Annotated in this window: 9 protein-coding genes; 2 read left to right on the top strand and 7 right to left on the bottom strand. The window is 42.2% G+C overall.

The genetic code is table 11. The annotated features are described in order from the left end of the window. Positions 1-538: 538 nt before the first annotated feature. From ACFGVS_RS30870 to ACFGVS_RS30860, 3 genes are all read right to left on the bottom strand, one after another. On the bottom strand, positions 539-1138 hold the full coding sequence (locus ACFGVS_RS30870) for a porin family protein (protein WP_439696916.1): 600 nt from the start codon (positions 1136-1138) through the stop codon (positions 539-541). Between the two features lie 492 nt (positions 1139-1630). Then, positions 1631-2827, bottom strand: a complete 1197-nt coding sequence (locus ACFGVS_RS30865; RefSeq protein WP_439699277.1) for a glycoside hydrolase family 88 protein — start codon at positions 2825-2827, stop codon at positions 1631-1633. 200 nt (positions 2828-3027) lie between these two features. After that, on the bottom strand, positions 3028-3939 hold the full coding sequence (locus tag ACFGVS_RS30860; protein ID WP_439696915.1) for an AraC family transcriptional regulator: 912 nt from the start codon (positions 3937-3939) through the stop codon (positions 3028-3030). Between the two features lie 124 nt (positions 3940-4063). Here ACFGVS_RS30860 and ppsA point away from each other — a divergent pair, with 124 nt between their 5' ends. Further along, positions 4064-6556, top strand: a complete 2493-nt coding sequence (ppsA, locus tag ACFGVS_RS30855) for a phosphoenolpyruvate synthase (RefSeq protein ID WP_439696914.1) — start codon at positions 4064-4066, stop codon at positions 6554-6556. Between the two features lie 30 nt (positions 6557-6586). Continuing rightward, complete coding sequence (fbp, locus tag ACFGVS_RS30850; RefSeq protein WP_439696913.1) at positions 6587-7633, top strand: class 1 fructose-bisphosphatase; 1047 nt, start codon at positions 6587-6589, stop codon at positions 7631-7633. A 67-nt stretch (positions 7634-7700) separates the two neighbouring features. Here fbp and ACFGVS_RS30845 read toward each other — a convergent pair whose 3' ends face one another. The 4 genes from ACFGVS_RS30845 to ACFGVS_RS30830 all read right to left on the bottom strand — a co-directional run bounded on the left by ACFGVS_RS30845 (position 7701) and on the right by ACFGVS_RS30830 (position 12277). After that, positions 7701-8063, bottom strand: a complete 363-nt coding sequence (locus ACFGVS_RS30845; protein ID WP_439696912.1) for a cupin domain-containing protein — start codon at positions 8061-8063, stop codon at positions 7701-7703. A 216-nt stretch (positions 8064-8279) separates the two neighbouring features. Further along, entirely contained in the window at positions 8280-10712 is a 2433-nt protein-coding gene (locus tag ACFGVS_RS30840; protein ID WP_439696911.1) for a glycoside hydrolase family 2 TIM barrel-domain containing protein, read from the bottom strand. A 114-nt stretch (positions 10713-10826) separates the two neighbouring features. Then, positions 10827-10952: a hypothetical protein gene (locus tag ACFGVS_RS30835; protein ID WP_439696910.1), complete on the bottom strand. Its 126-nt coding sequence runs from the start codon at positions 10950-10952 to the stop codon at positions 10827-10829. Between the two features lie 119 nt (positions 10953-11071). Further along, entirely contained in the window at positions 11072-12277 is a 1206-nt protein-coding gene (locus ACFGVS_RS30830) for an alginate lyase family protein (RefSeq protein ID WP_439696909.1), read from the bottom strand. Positions 12278-12406: the final 129 nt, after the last annotated feature.

The raw sequence follows: 12406 nt of genomic DNA, 5'->3' as shown, positions 1-12406 counted from the left end.
ATCTCTCGATCTTCAAAGAATCTCCTCCGTTTTGTCCGCCTACCCCTCTCTCTTTTCTCCCTCGGTGGCGGGGTGCAAAAGTAGTAAACTTTTTTGCTTTCCGAAATTTTATCTGAAGTTTTTTTTGAGCCTCGTTTTTATTCCCTCTCCCCTATTCCTGCTTCAAAAAACCCTTCAGTAACCTTTCTAAGAACTTTCCCGCTTCCTTATTTGCGGGCTGCAAAGGTACGCGCTTTTAACATTCCTGCAAACTGTTTTTAATATTTACTTGACAACCGTGTATAACATGTTAATTATCAACGAGGAAAAAATTGCATTTGCCATCAATCAACAACAGATTGTAGCAGAAATGAGATAAATGACGTGTCGTGTAAATTAAAATATCGCAGTCCTATACTCTCACCAGCATCAAAACGCCTTTACACCGGAGGCAAAGAATCTTTATGATTCATCTGAACCTAAAAATAAAATCCCGGTGCGCTATGCAACCGGGACTTTCATTATTATATATTGATTTGAGGTAGATACCGTTAAAAAACTAGAAAACACTGGCCTGAATACTGTTATTCTTAAAGTCGCCCAAAACGGGAGACGGTGTTTCCTGAACTTTTTGCATACCATAAACATACCTTGCACCAATGCCCAAACCAATTTTAGATTGATAACCAAGGCCACCCGCCATACCAAAATCAACCTTTTTAGCAAATTTAGAGTCGGTTATACCGCCAAGATCTTCTTTTACCTTGAAGCTTGCCTGGGGGCCTGCCTCAACAAAGAAACCACCATCGGTACGGTATTTAAAAAGGATTGGAACAGATGCATAGGAAAGTTTTATATCCTGCGTCCCCAGTATGCCTGCCTTAACTTTGGCACCTTGCAGCGAGTATAAAAATTCCTCCTGCACCATAAAGTTGTCAGTGAATTTATAAGCAACAGTAAGCCCGGCGTGGAAGCCAGGGAGCGGGTCTGTGGCAAAAGTGGCGCCGGTAAAATTACTATAGTTCCCCCCGGCGGTAATACCGAATTCCAACTTCTTCATTAGTTTTTGACCGAAACTTTGATTCTCGGGAGTTGTCTGACTAAAACCTTTGGTTGATACTGCAACCAAAACAACAAGCATTAATAATAGCTTTTTCATAATTTTCTTTTTTGTGTTATTTTTTGTGCCGTCAGCTGGCTGACCGATTCATTGAGATCAAAGATGCGGGGTAAACCAGCGGTATTACAGTAAAATGTAACCGAAGCGGGCAAAGTTGGGCCGGAGGCGGGATATAATAGGGTCAGTTAAAAAGTGCTGTTATATTTTTTTGCAGGATGATACGTAACAGTTGAGGGGAGAGCGCACAATTACCAAGAAAACTTCAATGCAATTCGCATTCGATAAAGAGCGGCAAAAAAACTTCCATGAAAATCTATCCAAAAAGACAATAACGAAAAAAGGGGACAAAATCCTCAAAGGGGATCCTGTCCCCTTTGAGCAGGCTACTATACAAGTGTTCCAGTAAATTACCGGTTCTTTCTAACTTCAATCTATTTTATCCAACAGGGCAACCACTGTCCCCATTCTCACTGTCGGGTTGCCACACAAGAATCACGTTTACAAGCAGCAAACTTGTAGAAGTTATTAAGATCAATCTACCACCGGTTTTTTGTCGGCCAGGTGCTTTTGTCTTAACAGGGCTTCCAGGTAATAATAATCGGCGTAGCTTAAGGGCACATCTACTTCGGTATTAGCTGGCCTTGATCCTGTGCTGTGCAGCAAAATAAAACCTTTGCTTGTACCAGGCCCTGCTGTGTAATGATCGGTTAAGTTTTTAACTATTAAATCGGCTTTCCCCCGGTACAATTTCCCATTGATACTATAAGTACTTAGCTCATACAATGCTGAAGCCATTACTGCGGCGGCCGACGCATCGCGCTGTTCATTTGGTATGTTGGGGGCATTATAGTCCCAATAGGGCACAAGATCCTGCGGCAAAGCAGGATTATCTAAAATAAATTTGGCAACATTTTCTGCCTGGCGCAGGTAAGTTTTATCTCCGGTTTCGCGATAGCACATCGTATAGCCGTACAGGGCCCAGCTTTGCCCGCGTGACCATGCCGATTCATCGGCATAGCCCTGGTGGGTTTGTTTTTTAAGCACTTCGCCGGTTTCGGGATCATAACTTACCACATGATAGGAACTATAGTTTGCCCTGAAATGATTTTTCATTGTGGTATTGGCATGAGTGACAGCGATTTTATAAAACGATGAATCGCCCGAAAGCTTTGTGGCTTCAAAAAGAAGTTCAAGGTTCATCATGTTATCAATAATAACCGGAAACTTCCATATCCTGTTATCCCATGATTTAATACAGCCCACTTTTGGATTAAACCGGGTTGAAAGCGTTTTTGCGCCTTCGATAATTACATCCCGGTAGTGCGGATCTTTGGTGAGGCGGTAACCGTTACCCACGCTGGTATAAATTTTAAAACCCATATCATGGGTACCTCCGTTAGTTTTTTGGTCTTCAATAAACGCGGTAAATGTTTTGGCCAGTTTTAACCATTTCTCCTGACCTGAATATTGATACAGGAACCAAAGCTCGCCAGGAAAAAAACCACTGCACCAATCTTTAGAGGGTACCAACGCTAAATCGCCATTAGCCGTTAACGAACGTGGCGTTACCCCTACATTGCCGGAATTTTCGGCCTGATCAATTGAGGATAGCATAACCTCGGTTTGCTTTTGAGCCAAGGCAAAACCTTTTGACACGCTTTTTTGAGCAAAAACATTTAGTTGCAAAAACGCACCTAAAAGGCATACAATTGTATATTTCTTATTCATCATTTAGTTATATATGGGGTATTATTAATTGGCCTTCTGAATTTTTTCATCAGCGTTTTTCAAACAAATAGCGCTACAGTTGTTAATACATGCGCAATTGCGTTTGGTACCACGTTAGGCGTCATTATTTTACGACAACGTTTTCGACAGCATAAATTTTCGATAAGAACCGCACATCTTTTACACCATGCAAACGTTTTTTATTGGGCGTAGGAAAAAGATGCCCGGGAGCTGCCCGGATTTTTGCGGTACTCTAAGGGAGTTTTTCCGGTGAGTGCTTTAAAGTGCCTGTTGAAATTTGAGAGGTTTCCGAAACCGGAGTTATAACATATTACAGCTGTGCTATAATCCTTTTCGCGCAATAACCTGCATGCATAATCAATCCTGATTTCAATTAAAAATTCAAAATAACTTTTGTTGGTGCGCAGTTTAAAATAACGGCAAAAAGCGTTCGGACACATGTAAACAATATCTGCAACATCCTTTAGCTTAATTGCCCTTGTAAAATTGTTTAACGTGTATATATATATCTTAGATAGCCGCTTTTCGTCAGTTTTATTTAAAGTATCCGCGTCAGGGGTTTCTGTCAGAAATTGGTGTTCCTTCCCCAGAGCTATCGTATTGAAAAGATTCATTAGAATTGAAAAATGCTCATATACCGGGGCACTCAATAACTTTGACATTAATTCACTAACACTTTTTTTCTCCCCGCCTTCAATATGCAATCCTTTTGCAGCTTCAGTAAAGAGGTTGCTCATTGTTTCGTTTTCGGGGAGTTTCATAAAAGCATCGCCCCAAATATGGGGGTCAAAATGCAGTGTTAGTAACTGCACCTGCAACGGAATTTTCCCTCGCTGCATCAAATCATCCTGGTAAGTGAAGGTATCAAACTTAAACATGTGCGGTGTGTTTTTGCCAATTAATATTAACGTATCGCGTGATACCCGTATTAATTTATCGCCCAGCAATAGGGTTCCCTCACCTTCAATAATATAAATAAGTTCGGTTTCTACATGATAATGAAAATCATTTAAGGCATGATACCGGTTAGCCTCCGTTATGCTTAACGATTTTTTTTGCTGCTTAAAAAATGAATAAAAATGCGTTTCCATTGTACAGTTCTAACCATTTTATAAAACCAACAACAATTATTGGTTAATATAGTATCAGTTATGATTAACATTTACAAATTAAGCTAAATTTTAGCAGGATAATTTTGAGCAAACGCAATTGTTTATGAAAACAGAAAAATTTATCCTCAAACTAACTGAAGCGTCAATTGATGATATTGACATTGTAGGTGGCAAAAACGCCTCGCTTGGCGAAATGCTGCAAAACCTTGGCGGCTTTGGCATTAATATTCCCGATGGATTTATTATCACAGCTGCTGCTTACTATCATTTTATTTCATCAAATAAACTTGATGAAATTATAAAGCAGATTGTTGATGAAACTAATATAGACGACCTGGAAGCGTTGATGCAATGCGGTGCCAGTATTCGTAGCCTTATATGCAGCGGCGAATTTCCACCTGTTCTGGAATCCCAGATAATTGAAGGATATAAAAAGCTGAGCCAGCAATACAATCAAAATAATGTAGATGTAGCAGTTCGGTCGTCTGCTACTGCCGAAGACCTTCCGGATGCCTCCTTTGCCGGTCAGCAGGATACTTTTTTAAACATCAGCGGGGCCGAAAGTCTCCTGGCGGCTGTAAAAGATTGTTTTGCCTCTCTGTTTACCGATAGGGCAATCAGCTACAGAAAGGTATTCGGATACGATCATTTTCAGATTGGCCTTTCTGTATGCGTTCAAAAAATGGTTCGTTCTGATCTTGGTGTTTCCGGTGTTGCTTTTTCATTGGATACCGAAAGCGGATTTAAAGATGCAGTGGTAATTAACGGATCATACGGCCTTGGTGAGATGATAGTGCAGGGGGCGATAAACCCGGATGAATATATTGTATTCAAGCCCTTATTAAAAGAAAGCTTCCGCGCAATTATCGAAAAAAAATTAGGCACCAAGCACCAAAAAATGATTTATGGCGATACCATACAGGAAAGAGTGCGGGTGGTAGAAACATCATCTAATGACAGTACACAATTTTGCCTCAGCGATGACCAGATTTTACAGTTGGCCAAATGGGTGGTGATCATCGAAGATTATTATTCGGCGCTTAAAGGGCGGTGGTGCCCTATGGATGTGGAATGGGCTGTTGACGGAAACTCCGGGGAACTTTTTATAGTACAGGCCAGGCCAGAAACCATACATTCAAGGAAAACCGCGGGCATTGTTATTGAATTTAAAATAGATGATGAAATGCGCCATGAAAAGGTGTTGCTTAAAGGCATTGCCGTTGGCGACAAAATAGCTTCGGGCCGGGTGCATTTACTTAACGGCCTTGAAAAACAAAATATTCACGAGATTAATTTTCTGCCTGGGGATATCATGGTTACCGACATGACCGATCCCGACTGGGAACCCGTGATGAAAAAGGCCGCTGCTATTATTACCAATAAAGGCGGCAGAACGTGCCATGCTGCAATTGTAGCGCGCGAGTTGGGCGTACCGGCTATAGTATGTTGCGAAAATGCGACCGATATATTGAAAACAGGTCAGCTAATAACAGCATCATGCGCCGAAGGCGAGGCCGGCATCATTTATAACGGCTTAGTCTTTTTTAAAAAAATCGAACAAAACCTGGCTGACTTGCCGGAAATAACAACCCCGGTAATGATGAATGTGGCTTCGCCAGAGATGGCTTTTCAATACGCTTGCTACCCCAATAAGGGGGTGGGCCTTGCCAGGGAAGAATTTATCATTAACAATTATATCAAAGTTCATCCCCTTGCCCTGCTTAAGCACACCGAGTTAAACGATGCAGCATTAACAGAGCACATTGCCGGGATAACAAAAGGGTACGCAAGCGGTGAGGATTTCTTTATCGAAAAACTATCCTACGGCATTGCCAAAATAGCAGCGGCATTTTACCCTAATAAAGTTATCGTAAGGTTTTCGGATTTTAAAACCAACGAGTATTTCAATATGCCGGGAGGTAAGTATTTTGAACCCGTTGAAGAAAACCCGATGATTGGCTGGAGAGGGGCATCACGGTATTATTCTACAGCATACAAACAAGCTTTTGGAATGGAGTGTAAAGCCATTAAAAAGGTAAGGGAGGTAATGGGCCTTGACAATGTGGTAGTCATGATCCCCTTTTGCCGCACGGTTGATGAACTGTTAATGGTTTATAATACGATGGGCGAGTTTGGCCTAAAACGGGGCGAAAACAAGCTGGAGGCTTATTTAATGGCCGAAGTTCCATCTAACGTGATACTGGCCGCCCAATTTGCCCAACATATTGACGGGTTTTCGATTGGATCAAACGACCTGACGCAACTTGTTTTAGGGCTCGACAGGGATTCATCATTAGTAGCGGGTTTATATAACGAACGAAATGAGGCGGTAAAAATGATGATATCCCATTTGATCAGCATTGCTAAAAAGCTGAACGTAAAAGTGGGCATTTGCGGGCAAGGGCCATCCGATTTTTCGGACTTTGCCCAGTTTTTGGTTGAAGAAGGTATAGATTCTATTTCGGTAACCCCTGATTCTTTTATGAAAACAGTTAAGGCTATTGGCCAGATTGAGCAAGAGATAAAGCTTAAACAGATCACCTTACCACAACAACTCATCGAATTACAGAATTTAACAGCGAATAGTTTATTTTAATTTTCAAACACTACCATTATCCCATTTACCATGAATGAAATTAAGACCTTAGGCCAGTTTATTATCGAAAAACAAAAAGATTTCCCTTATGCAAAAGGAGAATTATCGAGATTATTAAGAGACCTTGCCATTGCCGCAAAAATTGTGAACCGCGAAATTAATAAAGCGGGGCTTGCCTCCATACTTGGCGATTCGGGTACGGTAAATGTGCAGGGCGAGAGCCAAAAGAAACTGGATGTTTATGCCAATGAACAATTTATAGCCGCGCTACGAAGCGGTGGCGAATGTTGTATGATAGTATCTGAAGAAAACGACGAACACATTAATATTGATTCGGAAATTTCAAAGAACGCCAAATATGTTGTCGCAATAGATCCCCTGGACGGCTCTTCGAATATTGATGTCAATGTGGGGATTGGGACTATATTTTCAATTTACCGCAGGACTTCGGTTTCCGGAGCGGCAACAGTGGAAGACATTTTACAAAAGGGCACCAGCCAGGTGGCCGCCGGTTATATTATATACGGCTCATCTACCATGCTGGTGTATACAACCGGAAAAGGTGTTAACGGATTTACCCTCGACCCATCAATCGGCGAGTTTTGCCTGTCGCATCCCAATTTAACAATCCCCGAAAGCGGGACCATTTATTCAATAAACGAAGGTAATTACATCCACTTTCCGCAGGGTGTTAAAAAGTATATCAAATACTGCCAGGAGGAGGATAAAAATACATTCCGGCCATATACATCGCGTTATACGGGCTCGATGGTGGCCGACCTGCACCGGAATCTTATCAAAGGCGGTATATTCATTTATCCTTATACATCAGCATCTCCTAAAGGAAAATTGCGGTTGGTATACGAGTGCAACCCCATGGCTTTCATCATGGAACAGGCTGGCGGAAAAGCATCTGACGGCACAACCCGCATACTCGACCTGGATGTTTATGAATTGCATCAGCGCTCTCCCATCTTTATCGGGTCGCGATTAATGGTTGAAAAGGCCGAGGAATTTATGCGGGTGTTTCACCGGGAGGCGCTGGAAGTACTCAATGGCTTCGCGCTTGATGTTTAAAAAAAAATGGATTAAGGGGGCATCGCCCCCTACCTTGTTTAATGCCGTAAATACTACTATAAGTTGCTTATAGTGTGTATCGCTGATGATCGTGGTCAACAAACTCCCATCGGCATGGGCCAAAGGCGTCAATAAGCATACCGGCCTCGAGGCAAACACAGCCGTGCACAGAATACGGAGGGATGTAATAACCATCGCCCTTGCGTATTATTTTTTTTGTGCCATCTATGGTCATTTCAAATACGCCGCTCTCCACATAGCTAACCTGCGAATGCGCATGATTGTGTAACACGCCACAGCCGCCTTTTTCAAACTTTACCTTAACCAGCATAACTTTGTCGTCGTAACCAAACACCTGCCGTTGTACGCCATCCCCAACGGTTTTCCAATCGGTTGCTTCATTATATTGAAAAAGATTACTTTGTATCATGGTAAATATTTTAATGGCAGATAGCTGTAAAAATCAATATTACACTCAAATCCCCTAAACTTCACACATAAGCCTTAATATTTCTACGCAAACGATTTAGTTAGGCGCCAAAAATTAAAAAAACTGTTTATAGGTAATCATCCTGGTTTTTAAGGAGTAAAACGGCTGAGAGCATCCATTAAACGAATTTTAACAACACACCATATACGCTGTTATTTAAAGGCTTAAAAACACAGTTTGCAGCCCCGGCGATTGTACACTAACAACGCTATTGCCTTTATTGGTTTTTATGCTAATAACAGCCCGGCCATTAATAGCCTGCAATTTTGTCGATCCTTTTGAAGTACCCAAATCATCCAGCAAGGTACCATCCCCGGTTAACGAAAAACTGACCCAGTTAACCGCATCTAAACATAATACGCCCTTGCTATCCAACAACGTTGCCTGTACGGTGACCGAACCATCTCTTTCAGCAATTTTTTCCAGCTTTAGTTTAGCTGGTTTGCCCCATTTTTCGGTTTGATATACTTGTGATACCGTATCAGTAATGGTAATGCGCCCCTTTCGGGCTTTGAGTATAAGCTCATTTCTGCCTTTCTTAAATTGAACCATCCACCTTAAACCGGCCGCTGGAAAGTCCTGGCTGTTACGCTTTTTGATGCCATAACTTTTGCCATTTACAAATAGTTCTGCCTCGTTGCAGTTTGAATAGGCTTTTACCATTTTTAATTCACCATCATCGCCCCACCTAACCGGCCAGTTATGCCCGTAGATATGCGCCATAGGCTTATCTGCCCAATAGGACTGAACCAAATAATAAATTTCCTTTTTTGTCAAATCACTTTCAACCACGCCCTTCTGGTTCATGTAAGGCAGCGGGTTATCAAATCTTATCGGGGTGGAGAAATCTTTAAACGCCCAAAACGCCGATCCGCTTAGCCAGGGCATAGTATCCTGCTCTTTCAATGTCCAATCGAACAGGTTACAGGTGGCATTCTCGCTCCAATCAGCGTTTTTTAAAAGTTCGGCTGATTTATTGAAGAGCGTAGTATCAATTATTCCGGCGCTATTCCTGATGTTTTCCAGAGCCTTGTCTGCAAGCTCGGAATTGCGGCCCGAGTGGCTGTCGCCGCCCCATTCTGCATGGAAAAAATGCTTTACATTCTTAAACTCATCTTCACTATATTTTCTATACTCTGTATATTTTCCCTTATACCAGCCGGCCCATATGGTGGGTGAATAAACATCCGGAATGTCTTTGCAGAAATCGCAGCGGCGAATAACAGTTTTGCGGGATGGGTCGAGCCGATGCGACAAATCATTTTGTTCGCTCATAAATGCCCTTATTTTAGTCTTATCAAACTCCGGGAAGTCGCCGGGCCAATCATTTTCGTTACCCAGTCCCCATAAAATTATCGAGGGGTGATTGTAATGCTGGTGGATCATGTTAGTTAGCATACGGCGGCTCTGCTCCTTATATTTATTTCCACCCAATCCGCCGCGGCACCAGGGCTCTTCTTCCCATACCAATAAACCCAGGCTGTCGCATAAATTTAAAATAATACGCGATTGCTGATAATGCCCAAGCCGGATAAAATTGGCTCCCATCTCTTTTATCATCCGCATTTCCCGGTACATCATGCTGTCGGTCATAGCTGCCGCCACACCCGATTGATCCTCATGCCTGTGCGTGCCGCGAAGTAACAGCCGCTTGCCATTTAAGTAAAACGGGCCATTATCGGCAAATAAGAAATCGCGGAAACCTATTTTTTCCTTTCGCGTATATCCACCAGCATCTATCGTGATCTCGTACAAGTAGGGATCATTGGGCGACCATAAATGCGGATTATTAACTTTGAATTTGCCAACAGGAACAGCACCATCATTATCAACATCAATGTTGTAAACAGTTTCTGCAACCGTTTTACCCAAGGCATCGGTTATTTTAATATTCCCGATCGCTTTTTTTACCTGATCGGGATTGTAAAATGTAGCCTGAACATCGATTGTACCGGTTTTATATTGTTTATCTAATACCACGCTCGCAAATAAGTTATCGATGCCCAGAGCGGGTTGATAAACCAAATCGAGATATCGGTAAATACCGCCAAAAACATCAAAATCAGATAGTTGCGAGGGGATACTTTCCACATCGCGCGAGTTATCACAACGTATTTCGATGGGTATAGTTCCTTTAAATTGTTTAGCGAAGGCATCTGTTTTTTTAAAATCTTCAACCGCTTGTGTAATATCAACAAACCATTCATCGTAACCGCCAGCATGAGCGCCAACTTTTGTGGAGTAAACATACACATCGGTTTTTTGGCCTGCCCCTTCAAAAAACAACAGCGTGCGCCCGTTTTTATATGGATTGTTAATGTTTAACCGGCTGCGGTACCAGCCTGGCCCCTGGTAGTAATTTCCCGTTGGGTCAACAGCGTCACGGGCGTTAAAACAGTGGGGCAAAGTTACCTTTTGCCATAGGGGGTAATTGTCCGGCCCGTCTTTAGTCAGCGGCCGTACGGTTTCCCATATGCTGCCTATATCCTGCTTTAAAAATTCCCAGTTATTATTCAGCCTTATTTTTTGCTGGGCGTTTGTAACCAGGTTTATCAATAAAATGCCAACAAACAGTATAATTCTTTTCATCCTCATATATTAATGAGCGTTCCGCTACATGGCAAACGCATCTAATTGGGTTAACATAACTTAACACATTTCAGATAAATAGTTTACAATTACCTGATAATCAATATATTATTTTTAATCATGGTTAACACTAAACTCATCGCGCGATTTAGGCTCATCCAAATATTGGTGCCTGTTGCCGGCCAATACATGTCCCTTCGGCACCTTGATCATTTTACCAGGACCAGGCAATACAAACAAGGTATTGTTTGATGCTATATCTTCCCCACGCCATAAGCTTATTCTGTTTGCTATTATTAAATAACAGCTTATCGTCGTTAACTATTTAGATCTGTTTGCCTTGGTTGCAGCTATTAAACTTAATGATGTTCATCTCCCCAAGGCCTTGGACGAGGATACATTTTAAAAACCTTTTTAAAATCAATCCCCGGGTATTTTTCCTCGGCAAGGCTGCAAATGGTTAAAGTCTCCCCGTAACTAATCGGTTCTATTTGTTTGAAGGGCCAATCTTTTTGTTTCAATAAATACGGCATTATCCATTCAATGCATTTTTTAATTCCCCTCCCCTGCTTTTCAGTATGCCATAAATCAATATCCACCCGGTCTGCAAGTGTAGCCAGCATGCTCCAGCCGGTCAGGTTCATGTTCGAATAACTCCATGACCGCGTACGCTCCAGTTCTAATGGCTGGCGGCCCTCGGCTGTAAATTGTGTATCTATCCTGGCGATAGTCCGGTTTTGGAGAACTTCCTTTGCCAACTTGTCGTTTTCGGTGAAAAGGGCGAAATCAACTACCTGCACATCGTAAAAAGTGCCGTGGTTGTTGCGTGCCTGCCTTTCTTCATTCCCGTTTTTGCTATTTTGCAGCCATGTCAAATATTCGGCAAACCAATGCTTTACACCTGTTTTAAGATTGGCTGTTATGCTTTTGCTACCCTGCATCATGGCAAGGGCATCCGGAATAACAGCCAGCGCACGGCTTTCAATTATACCTATACCACGGCCATCATTAATGCCAGGAATATATTGGGCATAGTTAAAGTTGGGGGCCATTTTTGTGGCGGTATCAATAAACCAGGTACGCATTAAGCCCGCTGCTTTTTGGGCATACTGCTCATCGCCAGTAAAATAGTAGGCAAACCCCAGTTTTTTAACCGCCCGGCATAAATCATTTAGTTGCGAATCGTCATGCAGCAGGTATATTTCGGGGTTACGTTCGCCATCTTTGCGGATGTAGGGCTTGCCATCGGGTTTGGATGGGTCAGCCCACCAGTAAGGGGCCTGGCTAACATAATCATGCGGATTACCGCTTGGCGCAACCCTGGTTTTACGGAAAGTTACCGAATACGGGCCCGCCGCTAATTCTTTATCAGCATCGGCTAACAGCGATTTAATTTGGTTGCTGATTGTTGTATCACCGGCCTGGTATTGTTTTTTAAAGACGGATAATTGCTGTTCATTCTGTAGCAGGAACCCGCTTACCTTTTTGTTTTGAGCGGAGGCATTAACACCTGCCATAATTAAAACAACGATGAGGTATCGCGCGGAAAACAATTTCTTAGGCATATCAATAAATTAAGTTTTTCAGTTTATTGGCAAATGGGATTAAATCAAACATCCGCATAAAAACCATTCAAAAATTTAGTTGGGGAGTATTTATTTACGAAAACGATGGAGATACGTTTTATAATAAGC

This window comes from Mucilaginibacter sediminis (genome assembly GCF_051903035.1).
Classification (GTDB): domain Bacteria; phylum Bacteroidota; class Bacteroidia; order Sphingobacteriales; family Sphingobacteriaceae; genus Mucilaginibacter.
Note: the sequence above shows the minus strand (reverse complement) of the source record. Positions and strands in the feature narration are given on the sequence as shown.

Coding starts and splice junctions, on each gene's coding strand:
- ACFGVS_RS30865 (WP_439699277.1), bottom strand. CDS start 2,827: ATGAATAAGAAATATACAATTGTATGCCTTTTAGGTGCGTTTTTGCAA.
- ACFGVS_RS30845 (WP_439696912.1), bottom strand. CDS start 8,063: ATGATACAAAGTAATCTTTTTCAATATAATGAAGCAACCGATTGGAAA.
- ACFGVS_RS30870 (WP_439696916.1), bottom strand. CDS start 1,138: ATGAAAAAGCTATTATTAATGCTTGTTGTTTTGGTTGCAGTATCAACC.
- ACFGVS_RS30860 (WP_439696915.1), bottom strand. CDS start 3,939: ATGGAAACGCATTTTTATTCATTTTTTAAGCAGCAAAAAAAATCGTTA.
- ppsA (WP_439696914.1), top strand. CDS start 4,064: ATGAAAACAGAAAAATTTATCCTCAAACTAACTGAAGCGTCAATTGAT.
- ACFGVS_RS30830 (WP_439696909.1), bottom strand. CDS start 12,277: ATGCCTAAGAAATTGTTTTCCGCGCGATACCTCATCGTTGTTTTAATT.
- ACFGVS_RS30840 (WP_439696911.1), bottom strand. CDS start 10,712: ATGAAAAGAATTATACTGTTTGTTGGCATTTTATTGATAAACCTGGTT.
- fbp (WP_439696913.1), top strand. CDS start 6,587: ATGAATGAAATTAAGACCTTAGGCCAGTTTATTATCGAAAAACAAAAA.